Source organism: Desulforhopalus singaporensis, from assembly GCF_900104445.1.
Classification (GTDB): domain Bacteria; phylum Desulfobacterota; class Desulfobulbia; order Desulfobulbales; family Desulfocapsaceae; genus Desulforhopalus_A; species Desulforhopalus_A singaporensis.
Map to the genome: position 1 here is coordinate 126,630 of NZ_FNJI01000010.1, position 16,624 is coordinate 143,253.

Annotated in this window: 17 protein-coding genes, 4 tRNA genes and 1 pseudogene; 9 read left to right on the forward strand and 13 right to left on the reverse strand. The window is 49.9% G+C overall.

All coding sequences use genetic code 11. From position 1 onward, the window contains the following. Positions 1-121: 121 nt before the first annotated feature. From yihA to hisI, 3 genes are all read right to left on the reverse strand, one after another. A complete protein-coding gene (yihA, locus tag BLQ17_RS08970) occupies positions 122-703 on the reverse strand; it encodes a ribosome biogenesis GTP-binding protein YihA/YsxC (protein ID WP_092222000.1) in 582 nt (193 codons plus the stop codon). Positions 704-807: 104 nt separating this feature from the next. Next, a complete protein-coding gene (gene hisG, locus BLQ17_RS08975; RefSeq protein ID WP_092222002.1) occupies positions 808-1,680 on the reverse strand; it encodes an ATP phosphoribosyltransferase in 873 nt (290 codons plus the stop codon). Positions 1,681-1,805: 125 nt separating this feature from the next. Beyond that, the gene (gene hisI / locus BLQ17_RS08980; protein ID WP_092222047.1) at positions 1,806-2,186 is read right to left on the reverse strand and encodes a phosphoribosyl-AMP cyclohydrolase; all 381 of its coding nucleotides are present in this window, start codon (positions 2,184-2,186) and stop codon (positions 1,806-1,808) included. A gap of 278 nt (positions 2,187-2,464) precedes the next feature. Between hisI and BLQ17_RS08985 the strand changes: the two genes are divergently transcribed. After that, complete coding sequence (locus BLQ17_RS08985) at positions 2,465-2,917, forward strand: FKBP-type peptidyl-prolyl cis-trans isomerase (RefSeq protein WP_176761154.1); 453 nt, start codon at positions 2,465-2,467, stop codon at positions 2,915-2,917. Between the two features lie 83 nt (positions 2,918-3,000). On the opposite strand, the gene BLQ17_RS08990 is transcribed toward BLQ17_RS08985, so the two are convergent. The 9 genes from BLQ17_RS08990 to BLQ17_RS09035 all read right to left on the reverse strand — a co-directional run bounded on the left by BLQ17_RS08990 (position 3,001) and on the right by BLQ17_RS09035 (position 11,543). Beyond that, positions 3,001-4,056, reverse strand: coding sequence for a pentapeptide repeat-containing protein (locus BLQ17_RS08990; protein ID WP_092222005.1), 1,056 nt, complete (start codon positions 4,054-4,056; stop codon positions 3,001-3,003). 276 nt (positions 4,057-4,332) lie between these two features. Further along, positions 4,333-4,863, reverse strand: a complete 531-nt coding sequence (locus tag BLQ17_RS08995) for a thermonuclease family protein (RefSeq protein ID WP_176761155.1) — start codon at positions 4,861-4,863, stop codon at positions 4,333-4,335. 129 nt (positions 4,864-4,992) lie between these two features. After that, positions 4,993-5,069 (reverse strand) — tRNA-Asp (locus BLQ17_RS09000). Positions 5,070-5,093: 24 nt separating this feature from the next. Continuing rightward, positions 5,094-5,169: transfer RNA gene (locus BLQ17_RS09005), tRNA-Val, on the reverse strand. A gap of 295 nt (positions 5,170-5,464) precedes the next feature. Next, complete coding sequence (lon, locus tag BLQ17_RS09015) at positions 5,465-7,849, reverse strand: endopeptidase La (protein WP_092222008.1); 2,385 nt, start codon at positions 7,847-7,849, stop codon at positions 5,465-5,467. Positions 7,850-7,931: 82 nt separating this feature from the next. After that, positions 7,932-9,200, reverse strand: coding sequence for an ATP-dependent Clp protease ATP-binding subunit ClpX (clpX, locus tag BLQ17_RS09020; protein WP_092222011.1), 1,269 nt, complete (start codon positions 9,198-9,200; stop codon positions 7,932-7,934). A gap of 1 nt (position 9,201) precedes the next feature. After that, positions 9,202-9,804: an ATP-dependent Clp endopeptidase proteolytic subunit ClpP gene (gene clpP, locus BLQ17_RS09025; protein WP_092222013.1), complete on the reverse strand. Its 603-nt coding sequence runs from the start codon at positions 9,802-9,804 to the stop codon at positions 9,202-9,204. A 147-nt stretch (positions 9,805-9,951) separates the two neighbouring features. Then, positions 9,952-11,316: a trigger factor gene (gene tig / locus BLQ17_RS09030; protein WP_092222015.1), complete on the reverse strand. Its 1,365-nt coding sequence runs from the start codon at positions 11,314-11,316 to the stop codon at positions 9,952-9,954. Between the two features lie 142 nt (positions 11,317-11,458). Beyond that, positions 11,459-11,543, reverse strand: a tRNA-Leu gene (locus BLQ17_RS09035). Between the two features lie 338 nt (positions 11,544-11,881). On the opposite strand from BLQ17_RS09035, the gene BLQ17_RS09040 reads away from it, so the two are divergent. The 7 genes and pseudogenes from BLQ17_RS09040 (at position 11,882) to BLQ17_RS09070 (ending at position 15,994) form a co-directional block, all read left to right on the forward strand. Further along, complete coding sequence (locus BLQ17_RS09040; protein WP_092222017.1) at positions 11,882-12,319, forward strand: YncE family protein; 438 nt, start codon at positions 11,882-11,884, stop codon at positions 12,317-12,319. A 12-nt stretch (positions 12,320-12,331) separates the two neighbouring features. Beyond that, positions 12,332-12,751 (forward strand): annotated as a pseudogene (locus BLQ17_RS09045) (DsbA family protein); the annotation flags it as partial. Positions 12,752-12,760: 9 nt separating this feature from the next. Beyond that, positions 12,761-13,723, forward strand: coding sequence for a PhoH family protein (locus tag BLQ17_RS09050; protein ID WP_092222021.1), 963 nt, complete (start codon positions 12,761-12,763; stop codon positions 13,721-13,723). A gap of 2 nt (positions 13,724-13,725) precedes the next feature. Further along, positions 13,726-14,199 carry an rRNA maturation RNase YbeY gene (ybeY, locus tag BLQ17_RS09055; protein WP_092222023.1) on the forward strand — a complete coding sequence of 158 codons (474 nt, stop codon included), beginning with the start codon at positions 13,726-13,728 and terminating at the stop codon, positions 14,197-14,199. After that, the gene (locus BLQ17_RS09060) at positions 14,192-14,923 is read left to right on the forward strand and encodes a pyridoxine 5'-phosphate synthase (protein ID WP_092222025.1); all 732 of its coding nucleotides are present in this window, start codon (positions 14,192-14,194) and stop codon (positions 14,921-14,923) included. The genes ybeY and BLQ17_RS09060 overlap by 8 nt, the downstream gene beginning before the upstream one ends. A gap of 6 nt (positions 14,924-14,929) precedes the next feature. Further along, positions 14,930-15,586, forward strand: coding sequence for a PAQR family membrane homeostasis protein TrhA (gene trhA / locus BLQ17_RS09065; protein ID WP_092222027.1), 657 nt, complete (start codon positions 14,930-14,932; stop codon positions 15,584-15,586). Between the two features lie 320 nt (positions 15,587-15,906). Continuing rightward, positions 15,907-15,994 (forward strand) — tRNA-Leu (locus BLQ17_RS09070). Between the two features lie 88 nt (positions 15,995-16,082). Here the strand turns inward: BLQ17_RS09070 and BLQ17_RS23670 are convergent. Beyond that, positions 16,083-16,301: a tyrosine-type recombinase/integrase gene (locus BLQ17_RS23670; protein ID WP_092222029.1), complete on the reverse strand. Its 219-nt coding sequence runs from the start codon at positions 16,299-16,301 to the stop codon at positions 16,083-16,085. A gap of 68 nt (positions 16,302-16,369) precedes the next feature. Between BLQ17_RS23670 and BLQ17_RS09080 the strand changes: the two genes are divergently transcribed. Next, on the forward strand, positions 16,370-16,624 hold a 255-nt coding region (locus BLQ17_RS09080; RefSeq protein WP_143005474.1), incomplete at its 3' end, for a transposase.

Genomic DNA, 16,624 nt, shown 5'->3' on the forward strand with positions numbered 1-16,624 from the left:
AATCAAGGCACAAGCCATTATAGTACCTTTTATCCGCCAACTACAAGCGAAGAGGTTTACAAGACAACAATTTATCGGCCGCTATCGACCGCGAAAAAGGGAGACGCAGCAGGAGGAGGTTTTACCAGACAAAGGAAGCGAGTGCGGCGATCAGGTCATCCCTGCCCTGGCCGCTTTTGGCAGAGAACAGAATACGCTGCGACGGATGAATGGAGTGGCCCTTATCGAGCCGGGTGGCGTTTTTCATCCTCTCGTTGCCGCTGAGTTTGTCTATCTTGGTGTAAACCGGGATAAAGGGGATATTATTGACACGCAGCCAGTCAAAAAGCTGCGTGTCCTGAGATTTCGGTTCATGGCGGATGTCGACGATGACCACCACGCATTTCAGGGTCGACCTGTTTTGCAGATAGGTAGAAATAAGCCCCTGCCAGTCATTCTGCATCGCCTTGGGCACTTTTGCAAAACCGTATCCGGGTAAATCGACCAGGTAAAACTGCTCCCCCACCTGAAAATAGTTCAGCCCCTGGGTTTTGCCCGGACGGGCGCTTACTTTTACCAGCCCTTTCCTGCCAAGCAGCTTATTGATCAGGCTGGATTTACCGACATTGGAACGCCCGGCGAAAGCCACCTCCGGCAATTCTGCGGCTGGAAGCTGTTTGATGCTATGAACACTCAAAAGAAACTTTACTTTCGAAAAATCCACGGCGACTCCTCCATATTTTTAACCCGTCGCACCGGCCGCAGGTCGATTTCTTTTGTCCCTGTAGCTACACAGGGTTGCCAAGTTACACCGGAACAGATCACCGTTTAGATGATCTTGTTCAGGGCGTATTCGATAATGCCTTCGGCGCCGATCTTTTTCAGCTGCGGAATCAGATCCCTGACAATATCTTCGGAAACAACCGTCTCAACCGAATACCAGTCCTGATTGTAGAGATTGGCGATAGTCGGAGCGTTAAGTGACGGCAACAGCGCTACGACTTCATCGAGGTTTTCGTTTGCCACGTTCATTTTCAACCCGACGATGCGGTCGGCGGCAAGCGATCCCTGGAGCATAAGCGCTATATTTTCAATTTTCTCGCGCTTCCACGGATCCTTCCATGATTCTTTATTGGCTATAAACTGAGTATTGGACTCCATCAGCTCATAAATAATGCGCAGCCCGTGAGCACGGATGGTGCTCTCGGTCTCAGTTACCTCGACAATTGCATCGGCCAGTCCGGAAACTACTTTTGCCTCGGTTGCGCCCCATGAAAACTCGATCTCGACGTTAATCTTTTTCTCGGCAAAAAAACGTCTGGTCACTTCAACCAGTTCCGTCGCGATTTTCTTCCCTTCAAGATCCTCTATCGACTTGATATCGGAATCACCGGCCACGGCGATAACCCATCTTGTTGGCCGCTTGCTCACCTTCGAGTAAACGAGGTCGCAGACCAGGACAATGTCTGATTGATTCTCCATGGTCCAGTCTTTTCCGGTGATTCCCGCATCCAGCATACCGTTTTCCACGTAACGGGACATCTCCTGGGGCCGACAGATCGAGCAATCGAGGTCCGGGTCGTCGATCTTGGGAAAATAGTTCCTGGCCGCCGGTTTGATCTGCCATCCGGCTTTTTCAAAAAGTTCAATTGTCGCTTTTTCAAGGCTGCCTTTCGGCAGTCCCAGTTTCAACGTGCTCATTTTGGGTTCTCCTGCACTATATCCTGTTTTTCAGGATCTATTCTATACGTTGGGGTTAGACGGCTGATTGTGCTCCAGACGGGCATGCGAGGCTCCTTGGATCCACCATCACGCTTGGCAGCCGTTTATTTTTTATAAACCTTCTCAGGGTCAAACAACGGTGCACCTTCAACTACCAGGGCATCATTTTCAAGTCGGCGATAAAAACAGGAACGGTGGCCGGTGTGGCAAGCTGCTCCGCCGATCTGTTCCACCTTGTAAATGACGGTATCATCATCACAGTCGACAAGAATTTCATGAATCTTCTGTATATGTCCCGATGTCTCCCCCTTGAGCCACAATTTATTGCGGGACCGGGACCAGTAATGTGCCTTGCCGGTTTTTACCGTCTCCTTCCAGGCCAGCTCGTTTATATACGCCAGCATCAGCACTTCATTGGTCTGATAATCCTGCACTATAGCCGGCAGCAATCCACTTTCCGATTTAGAAAAATTCAGTGACACCATATTCCTTTCCAGTTCAATACCCAGGTCCACTCTGCTTCGGCAACCGTTTTTGGGTTCAGCTCGTTCACTGTTGCCGCCACAGCTCTATAATTTAGCATAAAAACCTTTTAAATTAGACAGCGATCGGGGCTTTGTCAAGGAACACTCGTGAATATGGTAAATTTGAGCCAATTTTGTTGCATAAAGTTGAGTTCTATCTATAGTATGCACTTCAAAATCAGTGGACCCCACATATTGGAACATAAATATACAGATCCTGATATCTAAGGAGTTTTATTGTGACACAGCCCAAAAATAATGACACCGTGGTAGTGGCATTTACCGGAAAACTGGACAACGGCGAGATCTTTTATGTTGTCGAAAAGGATAATCCAATGAGCGTTGCGCTCGGCAGCGGTGACCTGCCGCCAACTGTGGAATCGGCTATTCTGGAGATGAAAGTCGGCGACACGAAAAAAATACGTGTTCCACCCGACGAAGGTTACGGCCCCAGGCAGAAAGACCTGTTACAGGTTATCGAGAGTGAAGAGATGGTAGCCTCGATCAAACCGCTGCCGGGCATGGTTCTCTCGCTTCAGGTCGAAAAAGACGGCCAGCCGCAAAAAGTTCCAGCAACGGTGATTCAAGTAGACGGCCCCAAGGTTACCGTCGACTACAACCACCCTCTCGCCGGCCACCACCTGACCTACGAGCTTGTGCTGCTTGACATCATAAAAGCGGCGGTTCACTGATAACGTTAACAACAACTTCCGGCTGCAAAAACCGCATCCCTGCGGTTTTTGCAGCTCACTCTCCGCTTCTGGAACTTACAGAGTTACATCCCCTCAGACAGACCGACTGTTCCTTCAAGCAGCGCGCCGTCAAGCAGCGTGTTTTTCCTCTTTGTCCCGGTAAGATCGGCACCGCGAAGATCAGCCTTATACAGGTCAGCACTTTCCAGGTCTGCATTTCTCAGGTCGGCGTCTTTGAGGTTCGCGCCCTTCAGGTTTGCATTCTCGAGATTCGCGTCAAGCAGATTGCAGCCGGAAAGATCGGCGGCTTCCAAATCAGCATTTTTTAGATTTTTACCGGAAAGATCGAGCCCTGAAAGATCGCATCCGTAGCATCTCTTGGTGTCCAGCAACCGTTCCAGTTGTTTCTTTTTCGGGTTTTCAGCCGGCTGAAGTTCCGGCACTGGTTCCGTTTTTTCAACAGCGTTGCCCGATTCGACCTTCTCCACTGCTGTTTCAGCAGGCGGCTCCTCAACCTTGGGCATGCTCACGACCGCAGTTTCCACAGGGTTTATTTTTTTCACCTCAGGGGCCTCCGGCTGCACCGTTTGCAAGGCGCCGCCGTCATCCCCAGGCTGTTCGGTGGTAACATTTTCTGCAACAACAACTGCGGTTTTATTATCAGGATTTTTTTTCGGTTTTTCCTGTTCTTCTACATAAACCTCTTTTTCAAGCTCGGTCACTCCGATATTCTCATAGGGCACGTCAGTGATGAACCCACCGTCCAGAAGAGCACCGGTAATATATGCCGTACTCATGTCGACTCCGCGCAGGTCGGCCCCGCGCAGGTCGGCTTGCTCCAGGTCGGCTCCTCCGAAAACCGCCCCGTTGAGGGTGCACCCCTTCATATTCGCCCCGGACAGATCGGTCAGGAAAAAGGTGGAAAGCGACAAGTCGGCGCCTTCAATATCCACTCCGGATAGATCCATCCTGTTGAAATTGAGCCCGGAAAGATCACACTCTTTGCAAGTTCTTTTCTGTAAAAGAATCCGCAGGTTTTCTTTTGCTGCAACACCACCACTGCCGGAACTATCGGCAACGCCCGCAAAATTCAGGATAAGCGCGAAAATCGAAGATACAACGACTGTGTTTTTTTTCATGACCTATCTTGCTGTTATGTTTTTTAAAATTCCGTAATGATGCCCCCCTCTCCCTGTCTTTCTCGTACATGATTCTCGACAGAGTCCGGGGCGTGTAGAAAATTTTGTGGAAATTCCATTTTTCCTGCGTTTTTGTATGTTCTTTCCAGAACAGCTTTATTTAACTGACAATATTGCAGTCTACAGTATTTTCTGAAACGGTGTCAATAATTCTAACGCATCCCACCACTCTGCATGAACAATAACTTTTACCGGGGGCAGGAGAAATTTCCCCTTTTACCACCGTTTTTTCCTGGTTCTCTTCCACTTCCACGGAGGGATAACAACAGGCCCGGACCAGAGGTTACGTTTTTCAGATCTTGCCTTTTCCTCAAGTTCCTTCCAATCGGCGCACATCTTTTTCCGGCAAAAACCCGGATGCACCCAGGCCAGGCCTTCTGCCACCAGCGACCGGTTGATCATCGTTCCGTTTTGATCAGAGACCATCGCCACAAGCCGGCTATATCGATCATGGCCAATTCCGGCCACAGTGACCTTCCTTCCCAGCAGGGTGCGACGAACATAACGTCTTGCTTTTTTGCTGTACGGCTGGTCGTACTCGGGACTGTCAATCCCGTAGAATCGCACCTCGATCTTTTTGTTTTTTGCCAACACAATAACGGAATCCCCGTCGATAACCTTTATCACCTTTCCCTGAAAAGCCGGTTTTGCGAACACTTCCTCCCAGGGAGAAAATATGGCCATGACCAGCACCAGACAAAAGACGATAGCGACGCCTGGCCTTCCGGTTGCAGATGTCGTGTACACCTTATCCTGCTGGAAGAGAATCGATTGCATGTTTTCTGTGTTCATGGCAGGTAATTGGGAGACGTGACAGCACCACAAGATAAAAAAAGAGGGGATCTGCAGCAAATCTGCAGATCCCCTCTTGATAGTTGGCGGAGCGGACGGGACTCGAACCCGCGACCTCCGGCGTGACAGGCCGGCATTCTAACCAACTGAACTACCGCTCCAGCATTTTGCTGCTTGTAGCGATCTGGTGGGCGGCACAGGGCTTGAACCTGTGACCCTCGGCTTGTAAGGCCGATGCTCTCCCAACTGAGCTAGCCGCCCGTCCTGAACGCTATTTATCGCTAAGATCCGTCCACTGTCCAGATTTAAGCAAAAAAGGGACCCGGCTGTTCCCGACTCCCTATATCGATACGCTGGCGGAGCGGACGGGACTCGAACCCGCGACCTCCGGCGTGAAAGGCCGGAACTCTCCCAACTGAGCTAGCCGCCCGTCTCAATCAATGGTGAGGGTCTATTTACCAACTTCACCTTACTACGTCAAGCAAAATTATAAGAGATTTGCAGATTCTCATAAAAACTGTTTTACTTTCTTTTTCACAAGGTTAAAGTTGCAATTTCACTCTGTTCCGAGCGCATGCAGCTGTTTTTTTGCCGCTTTGTCTCCCTTTGCCACCTGCCCCCGCTCTCTGTTGCGGAAAATACTTTTTCCCTTTTTAAGAGCAAGCGCGCGATCAAGAACTTCATCCATATGCTCGACCACATCAATGGTAAGCGATTTTCTGATCCTGACAGGGACATCGTTCAAATCCCTCTCGTTCTCTTTCGGGATAAGTACGTGGGTTATATTACCCCTTTTGGCGGCAAGTAGTTTTTCGGTAAGACCGCCGATGGGCAGAACCCTGCCCCTGAGGGTGATCTCACCGGTCATGGCGAGGTAATGTTTCACCGGAATCCTGGTCAATGCGGAAACAAGAGTCGTCGCAATCGTTATTCCTGCAGAGGGACCGTCCTTGGGAATCGCACCCTCGGGAACATGGACATGGATGTCAAGCTTCTGGTAAAACTGCTCTTCAAGCCCCAGAGCCTCCGCCCTAGTCCGCACATAACTCAGAGCGGCCTGGGCCGACTCCTGCATCACATCACCCAGTTTACCGGTAATTATCAGTTTTCCCGAACCGGTCATGAGGGTCGCTTCGATTTGCAGCAACTCCCCTCCCACTTCGGTCCAGGCAAGCCCTGTGGCGAGGCCGATTTCATCGTGTTCCTCAGCCAGACCATAACGATATTTGGGGGTTCCCAGATATTTCAGAACCGACTGGACATTTACCCGGTACTTTTTACTGCTGCGCTTCCTCTTCAGCCTGTCTCTTGCCACCTTGCGGCAGAGCGAAGCTATTATCCTCTCAAGATTCCGCACCCCAGCTTCCCGGGTATACCGGCGAACTATCTCTAAAACCGCTCCGTCGGTAAGATTAATGTCTCCCTGTTTAAAGCCGTTTTCCTTCAACTGTTTGGGGATGAGATATCCTTCGGCAATCTTGAGTTTGTCTTCTTCGGTATACCCGCTTATCTGGATTATTTCCATCCGGTCCTGCAGCGGTACCGGAATACCGTGAAGGCTGTTTGCAGTGGTAATGAAAAAGACCTCGGAGAGATCATAATCGATATCCAGATAGTGGTCATTGAAGGCGACGTTCTGTTCGGGGTCGAGAACTTCGAGCAGCGCCGAGGACGGGTCGCCGCGAAAGTCCATCGACATTTTATCCACTTCATCAAGACAGAAGACAGGATTTGATTTCCCTACCTTCTGCATGGCCTGGATGATTTTGCCAGGCATTGCCCCGATATATGTTCTCCTGTGGCCGCGGATTTCCGCTTCATCACGAACTCCGCCAAGGGACAGTCTGGCAAATTTTCGTCCCATGGCCCGGGCGATTGATCGGCAGATAGAGGTTTTACCAACCCCCGGTGGGCCGACAAGGCAGAGGATCGGCCCTTTGATTTTCTTGACCTGCGCCTGTACCGCCAGATATTCCAGAATCCGTTCCTTGGTCTTGGACAGACCGTAGTGATCAGCTTCCAAAATTTTCTCGGCCTTCTGGATATCTATCTTCGATCTGCTCTTTTCATCCCAGGGCAGGTTGACGATACAGTCTATATAGTTGCGCACCACCGTCGTCTCTGCAGACATCGGCGGCATCGATTTGAGCTTTTTAAACTCCTTGAACGTTTTCTCCCTGGCCGCATCAGGCATTTTTTTTGCCTTGATCGTCTCCTCAAGCTCACCCATTTCGTCCAGACCGTCCTCGTTCTGTCCTATCTCGGTCTGAATTTCCCTGACTTTTTCACCGAGGTAGTAATCACGCTGGGTTTTGCCCATCCGCATCTTCACCTTGGCGTTAATTGACTTCTCGATCTCCCCAAGCTCGATTTCCCTGTTCAGGACCTCAAGAACCTTCTCTATCCTGGCAGTAAGTGGATCAATTTCCAGTATCTGCTGCTTCTCTTCGCTCTTGAGAGGCAGATGGGAGCAGACGATATTGAGCAGTTTCTGCGGGTTATCAATTGACTCTATCGACTTGACAACCTCTTTCGCTATTTTTTTGTTTTCCGCCGCAAAATCGCCGAAAAATTTTTTGAGCTCGCGTTCGTAGGCAACAAGCTTGACGTTCTTTTCAACTTCATCCGAACACTCCTCGATTTCGGCCTGCAAGAACTTGTCATGGGGTACAAACGAAACTATCTTGGCCCTCTTCTTCCCTTCAACCAGAGCTTTTATCGTGCCATCGGGCAGACGCAACAGCTGCATCACGGTTGCCAGGGTGCCAAAGCTATAGAGGTCGTCGCTTTCAGGAACATCTACGCTGGATTTCTTCTGTGTCACAAGCAGGATGTCCGTCTTCTTTTCCATGGCGTCTTCAAGCGCCTGTATGGAGTTTTTTCTCCCCACTACCAGTGGAGCCACCATATGAGGAAAAATGACAATATCCCGCAAGGGCATCAACGGGTACAGTTTCGTCACAAAATCACCTTTAGATAATACAGTTCAATTGAAAAAAGACAGGTCAAGACCGTAACCGGGATCAACCAGCCTTTAATTGATCTTCTTGCGGATTGTGATACAGAACCACCGGATAATCACCCTGGGTGATTACCTGCTCACTGATAACACATTCCTGAACATTTTCTTTTGATGGAAGATCGTACATCACTTCGAGCATGGCTTCTTCCATTACCGAACGAAGACCACGGGCTCCGGATTTCCTGGTCAGCGCCTTGCGGGCGATAGCCGTGAGGGCACCTTCGGTAAAGCGCAGACTGATGCCGTCAAACTCAAACAACTTCTGGTACTGCTTGGTCAATGCGTTCTTGGGTTCCTTGAGGATGCGGACAAGGTCTTCCTCCACCAGTTCATCCATCGTCGCGATAACCGGCAGTCTGCCGACGAGTTCGGGAATCAGGCCGAACTTGAGCAGATCCTCGGGCTGCACCAACCGTAACAGTTCCCCTATTTTTCTTTTGTCCTCGCCGGTAACTTTTGCGCCGAATCCTATCGACTTGGCACCCTGGCGCCTGCTCACAACTTTGTCGAGTCCGACAAATGCTCCGCCGACGATGAAAAGTATGTTGGTGGTGTCGATCTGCACCAGTTCCTGCTGGGGATGTTTTCTGCCGCCCTTTGGCGGAATCGATGCGTTGGTTCCCTCAATTATTTTCAGCAGCGCCTGCTGAACCCCTTCGCCCGATACGTCGCGGGTAAGCGACGGACTCTCCGATTTCCTGGCGATCTTGTCGATTTCATCGATATAAATGATCCCGCGCTGCGCTCTTTCCACGTCATAATCGGCAGCCTGCAACAGGTTCACCAGAATGTTCTCGACATCCTCCCCGACATAGCCCGCCTCGGTGAGCGTGGTGGCATCGGCCATGCAGAACGGCACGTTGAGAATCCGGGCAAGCGTCTGAGCGACCAGGGTTTTACCGGATCCGGTCGGTCCGACAAGGATAATGTTGGACTTCTGCAGTTCCACCCCGTCGATATCGGCAGGAGCATCGATTCGTTTGTAATGATTGTGCACCGCTACGGAAAGAACTTTCTTGGCATAATCCTGGCCGATCACGTAATCGTCGAGATACTGATTTATCTGCATCGGCTTAAGCGATACCTGTTGCTGTTCCTGGGTATCGGGAATATTGTCATCGTCCTTGTCTAGAACAATCTCGTTGCATAAGCTTATACATTCATCGCAGATGAAGACATCGGGCCCCGCTATGAGTTTTCCCACCTCATCCTGATTTTTGCCGCAAAATGAGCAATTACAGTCGGTGTCATTGCTGTATGTATCGTCCATCTTATTCCACCTCAACCAGCTCTTCCCTGTTTGTGAGCGTTTTGTCTATAATACCATATTCCTTGGCTTCCGCCGCACTCATAAAATAGTCTCTTTCCGTGTCGCTGGCAATTTTTTCAAACGGTTTTTTGGTATGATAGGCGAGCAACCGGTTCAGATCGTTTTTCAGTCGAAGTATCTCTTTGGCCTGAATGTCGATATCAGTCGCCTGCCCTTGAAACCCGCCCATGGGCTGATGAATCATTATTCTGGCGTTCGGAAGAGCATATCTCTTGCCATGGGCACCCGCCGTAAGGAGGAATGCTCCCATGGAGGCTGCCTGTCCCATGCACAGCGTAACGACATCACTCTTCACGTACTGCATGGTATCGTAAATAGCCATTCCAGCCGACACCGAACCGCCAGGAGAGTTTATATAAAAGGTAATGTCTTTTTCCGGATCTTCGGCTTCAAGAAAAAGCAACTGTGCGACGATCACGTTAGCCACATCGTCGGTAACCGCTGAACCCAGAAAAATGATCCGTTCTTTCAGCAGGCGGGAATATATATCGTAAGCCCGCTCCCCACGAGGGCTTTGCTCAACCACCATTGGCACAAGGTTCATGAATGTATCTCCTTAAAACGGTTCGACTGCAACAGGCACAGAGCCCGATGCAGTCGTAATTGGTAAAAAGCGATCAGAGGACAGGCAGTGAGGCTCCCCACTGCACTGGTCATTATAAGTAGTCTTCCGGCAGATGCAAGCGCTCTATCAACTTTCTGAAGTATCGGCGTTGTCTGCTGATTCCGCCACTTCCTCTTTTTCTTCCTGCTGCTTTTCTTCAGTCTCTTTTGCCGGTTTGACGAACACTGATTTCTCCCTTAAAAAGGCCAGGATTTTTTCATTGAGCAGCTCGTTCATGAAAGGAAGGAGGTCGTCCCGGTTTTTAAAAAATTCTTTTACCTGAGCCACCGGCATGTTGTACATGTCGCCGATACGCTGGAAGCCGCGCTCCATATCTTCATCCTGCACCTTGATCTCTTCCTTTTCGGCAATCTTCTTCAGGATGAAATCGCCGCGCACCCGCTTAGCGGCCACCTCGGCATTCTGCTCGGCAAGCGTTTCCCGGCTCAATCCGGCAGCCTCAAGGCTCATACCAGCCTGCTCGAACTGCTGCTCGGTCTGCTTGATCATCTGCTCTATTTCAAAGGCGACCAACCGATTCGGCACTTCAAACTCATGAATTTCAAGGAGCTTTTGCATAATGCGGTCGGTAGTTGCTCCCTCCTCCCTCTGTTCACGCTGCTTGGTCAGCCTCTCGTTTATGGAAGCCTTCAACTCATCAAGAGTATTGAACTCCTCCCCCGCATCCTTGGCAAACTCATCGTCGATCTCGGCCAAAACACGTTCCTTGATATCTTTCACAATGACCTTGAATTCGATTTTCTTGCCTTTTAAAATCGGGTTCGGGTGGTTTTCGGGGAAATCGACTTCATGACTTTTCTCCTCCCCTTTATTCATGCCGACCAGCTTTTCCTCGAACTCGTGTCCCATATTGCCGGAACCAACTTCCACCGAATAATCATCCTGTTTAACCTGGGGCATGGCATTTCCCTCGTGATATCCCTGGAAATCCACCACCACAATGTCCTCAGCCTGCACCGGGCGGTCCCCCGCCGACGCCAGCGGAGCCATCCTCTTCTGCATGGATTCAAGCTCCAGCTGAATTTCCTCGTCGGTAACGAGAATGTCATCCTTCTCTATCTCCAGGCCGGCATATTGGCCAAGGTCGAATTCAGGGCGTATATCCACCTCTGCGACAAAGGTGAACGAGCCGTCTTCATTATAGTTTACTTCCTTGATTTCCGGATGAGTAACAGGATCAATCCCCTCTTTCTCGACAGCGTCAAAATAGTTATCCTGGACCAGCTTCTCTCCGGTTTCTCCTTCAACCTGCGGTTTATAATGCTTGACAATTATCGAACGCGGCACCTTGCCACGGCGGAAACCTTTCAGCTTGACCTCTTTTTTCAGCTTTTCGTAAGCCTTATCCAGTTTTGGTTGAACAGTTTCATTAGGCAGGGTGACCGTAATTTTTTTTGTGAGAGCACTGATCTCTTCTACCTTTATGTCCATCGGGTATCATCCTTTAATTTTAAATTATCATACACACCCGTCTCTCCTCATACAAGCCTTTGACATTGCAGCGAATTTTCAAAATGGTCAAGAATCGGCAAAGAGAATAATCTGACAGGTGAGGCTTATATCTGTTTTTAAGTGGTGCGAGAGGGGGGACTCGAACCCCCACACCGAAAGGCGCCAGATCCTAAGTCTGGTGCGTCTACCAATTCCGCCACCCTCGCCTCTTGACAAAAGCGCAACGATCTCCTGACAATCCTCCTGAAAACAGGATGAATGCAAAAACGTCTATGGAATCGTCACTCTTATCAGAACGGTATTAAATAATTCAGATAACGACCACAGTCAAGTGCGTACTTAACATATTAGCGATTGAACCATAAAAAAAAATGGCGCTGACCTGCTCACAGGAGTTTCATCTTCGTTTTTTGATAACTCTACATTCTGTGTTATCTTGTAGCGATAGGGTTGTATATATCCCATTGCGCAATGGGAACAGAGTGGCTATCTTGCCGGTATACAGTCCGCAGTGTTCATTAATAATTTTTCCTATGAGGACATTATGAAAATTCACAGCATATTAGGAACGGGAGTCTGCGCTCTGCTTTTTGCGTCAAGCGGAGCAGCAAACTCCGTTCCCGACTCAGGCCAGGACAACATGATCCAATGGGATACGCAGGCACAATGGGCGATCAAAGGTAACCCAATAGACATGGTCCATTCCCTCGACGGCAAACTCGTCTATATCCTCAACGACAGCAACCAGGTACAAATTTACAATACAGCCGGCAAATTACAGGGAACCATCCCCGTTGACGACGGCGTATCGGCCATCGATATCGCGGCTAAAGGGGAAAAGCTGTATCTGACAAACAAGGCAACCAGTACCTTTCAGGCAATTTCGGTCTATTTTGTTCACAACATCGACATCACCGGGTCGCCGATCCACGGCCCTGCCGATGCGCCAGTTACCATTGCCGTGTTTTCCGACTTCGAATGACCGTACTGCAGCAGACTTCTGCCGCTACTCGAGCAGGTGCTCGAAAAGAATCCGAAAACCGTAAAAATCGCCTTCAAAAATATGCCCTTAAGGTTTCATAAAATGGCTGATCCCAGCGCCCGTGCAGCACTGGCTGCCCGAGAACAGGGAAAATTCTGGGAGTTTCACGATCGCCTTTTCGCGGAAAAAAAATTGACCCAAGATTCCATTGATACCATTGCCAAATCCCTTGATCTCGATATGGAGAAGTTCAAAACGGACATGGCATCCCCGAAGGTGCGGGCGCAGATCCAGAAAGATATCCAGGACGCAACAAAAGCCGACGTAACCGGTACTCCAACCATTTTCATTAACGGCCGCAAACCAAGCCAGAGGAGCCTTGCCGGCTTTCAGGCGGTCATTGACAGCGAACTCAGCAAGTTAAAGCAATAATTTATTTTAATGACCACAAACATCATTCATCGAGAGATCAGCTTTGCCGATAACGGACAGGCAGGCACCCTGTACGGCGAGCTGAACAAGAACCTTATCGCTCTTGAAAAAAGTGCCGGAGTATCGATCAACGCCAGGGGAACTGACATGAGGATATCCGGGATGCCTCACGACGTCGAACTGGTCGCCACGCTTGTGGAACAGCTCTACGGCCTTATCGGCAAAGGCTATCCGATCTACAGTACCGATTTTGCCTTCGGCCTGAAAGTGCTGGAATCCAACCCCAAGGCGAGACTCGACAAGATCTTCCTGGACAAGGTCTACGTGACGACCCACAACCGGGTTATTTCACCAAAGACCAGGAATCAAAAACTGTATATCGACGCAATCAGGCAAAACGATATCGTTTTTGGCATTGGTCCCGCCGGAACCGGCAAGACCTATCTGGCGGTCGCCATGGCCGTATCGGCTCTTACTTCGGGGCAGGTGCGCTCTATTATTCTTACCAGACCCGCTGTTGAGGCCGGAGAAAAACTCGGCTTTCTGCCCGGAGACCTTGCACAGAAAGTCAACCCATATCTCCGACCTCTCCACGATGCCCTCAACGATCTCCTGGGTCCGGAAAGAGCCTTTGACCTGATCGAACAGGAGATTATCGAGATAGCCCCCCTCGCGTTCATGAGAGGAAGAACGCTCAGCAATGCCTTCATCATTCTCGATGAGGCCCAGAACACCACCCGGGAACAGATGAAAATGTTTCTCACCAGGATCGGCTTCGATTCCCGGGCGGTGGTTACCGGCGACACGACCCAGGTCGACCTGCCGACCAGGAGCCAGTCGGGACTTCTGCAGGCCAAGAAGATTCTATCTACCATAGAGGGGATAAGCTTCTGTTCATTTTCAAAGGTCGATGTAGTGCGGCACCCGTTGGTACAGAAAATTATCCACGCCTACGAAAAGAGTAAGAGTTAAACATGCCAGCGGAGATAACCGTTATAGCCGACATCAGCAGTTATCCGATTGATTTGCGTGATATCACTGACAGCGCCGATGTTGTGCTTGCCCAATGCGGCTCAGACTCATACAACCTGTCGGTGGTGCTGGCCGATGACCGGGAAATCCAAAGACTCAACCGTCAGTACCGGCATCAGGACAAGCCGACCAACGTACTCTCTTTTCCTTTCAGTGACGGCGCCGATGACGTGATCGCAGCTCTTCCTGTACGGGAACTCGGAGACGTGGTAATTTCTGTTGAAACGGCCAGCCGTGAAGCTTTAGAATATGGCCAGTCACTGTACTATCGCATGAGATGGCTGCTCGTTCACGGAATTCTTCATCTTATGGGGTACGATCACGAGCGATCCGAGGATGATGAACATGAAATGTTTGCCAAGGAAAAAAAATTGTTGAAAATACTTGAAAAAAAAGAGGAGAGAAGCGATGGCTAAACTCGCTATCAACGTAGATCATGTAGCAACTGTAAGACAAGCCCGGGGAATCACCGAACCGGACCCGGTGACCGCCGCCGGAATCTGCGAACTGGCCGGAGCGGCGGGCATCGTCATCCACCTCCGCGAAGACCGCAGACACATCCAGGACCGGGATGTATATCTTCTCCGGGAGACGATCAAGACCAAGATGAACCTTGAGATGGGCGCAAACGATGAGATTATAAAAATCGCCCTGGAGGTACAGCCCGACCTTGTCACCCTCGTTCCTGAAAAGCGCGAAGAACTGACAACGGAGGGAGGGTTGGATGTCGATGCACAATTGACGAGAATTGCGTCCGTAGTTGAACAGATGGGAAAGGATAACATTCCCGTATCACTGTTTGTCGATCCTGAACCCAGACAACTCAAGGCGGCGGCAAAAGCGGGTGCAGCCTTTGTGGAGCTGCACACCGGAAGGTACTGCGATGCCCTTAGCGAAGACGAACAGGCCAAGGAATTTGCCATGATCGCCGAAGCCGCCGAGGAAGCAGTTTCGCTGGGGCTGAGGGTCAACGCCGGCCATGGCCTCAACTATCAGAACACTGCGCCGATCGCCGCCCTTGCGACCATCGAAGAACTTTCAATCGGACACGCCATAATCGCCCGCTCCGTTTTTACCGGACTGGACCAGGCGGTAAGAGAGATGCTGGCCATTGTAATGCGGGCTGAATCTTCACTTTAAGAACAGATGAAGGCAGGTTACAAAAGTACAGCATGGCTCAGCTTCGGCGAAGAGGTCGCCAACGCCGTCACCCACGGAGTTGCCGCCATCCTCGTTCTGATCTCAATGCCATTTGCCTATATAACCGCCTATAAAGACGGCAACCTCGTGGATCTGATCGGTGTTGCCGTCTTTTGTATCGCCATCTTTTTAATGTTTATCAACTCCATGATCTATCACATCATGGAACCCGGATCCAGACACAAGGAAATCATGCGGATAATGGATCACATTTTCATATATGTGGCCATTGCCGGGACATACACGCCCATCGCACTTTCCGTGATTGCCGGCTGGCAGGCGATTGTTATCCTGACTGTCCAGTGGATAGCCGTCGTTGCGGGTATTCTTTACAAATCACTTGCGCGAATGTCGATTCCCAAGGTGTCGGTGATGATCTACCTGATTATGGGCTGGACCCTGGTTATTTTTATGCCTATGTTTGTTCGCAACGCAAACCATGTCCTGTTCTGGCTGATCCTTACCGGCGGCATTCTATATAGTGCGGGAGCGGCGATTTATGCGCAAAAAGGGTTCAAGTACCACCATATGGTCTGGCATCTTTTTGTCTTCCTGGCCGCATGCACCCACTTTACCGGTATCTGCTTTTTTCTTTACGACTAGGTTCAACAACAATTTTATACTCCGGGACATGGCATCGCCTTGTTTGCCAAACACCATACCAGCCGTGCGCCTGTAATTTTTGTCGGCCAGAACTAGCGACGTCATAGTTTTTCAAGTACAACATGACTTTTCGGAGCAACCGGAGGATCACACCAGTGGGTATCGCTTTTTATGCGCCGCATGAAGATCGCACTCTTGTTCGTGTTATTTTCTGCATATGTACTCAACTACCCACTTGAAAAATATTATAAAACTTGCTAAAGAAGTTGTCGGTTCGGCAGGGAATTTGGTCTGGCCGTGCTGTGATTGAATCTTCTGTTGCCTGGATGGTGGAACTGGTAGACACCCGAGACTTAAAATCTCGTGGGCTTTAGGCCCGTGCGAGTTCGATTCTCGCTCCAGGCACCAAATGATAAAAAGGAGTTAGCTCAGATTGAGCTAACTCCTTTTTTCGTTAGAAACTGGTTACTTTTGAAGCATCGAGGGCCACCACTTTTTACTGGCAACTCATATTCTCGCTGGAATATCGGTTAAATGAGTTGATAAGATGATCCGGTGTAATCTTCGTGCAGATCTCAGTTGTCTTCACGGCGAGGTGACCGAGGAACTCGGAGACATCCTTGAGAGGCATGCCAGCCTCAATCCACCGGGTTGCAAATGTATGCCGCATCATGTGTAGGTAAAGTTTATCTTTATGCCCGATCGCCTTCCGCATACGTGATCCTTCCCTAAAAATGTAGACACTCAGTTAACCCGCTGTTATGAAAATGACAGGAGGAAAAAATGAGTGCTCACCAGAGAAGGAAATACGATTCAGAATTTAAAAGAAACGCTGTCTTGCTGACTGAAGATCCGGACCGCACCGTCCGGGAAGTAGCCGATAGCCTGGGGATAAGTGCAGACCTCCTTTACCAGTGGAGGAAAAGATATCGCCAGCAAGGAGATCTGGCTTTTCCAGGAAACGGTAAAGTGGCTCTTACTCCCGAACAGCAGCGCATTCAAGAGTTGGAAAAGCGGCTCAAGGATGCAGAGATGGAG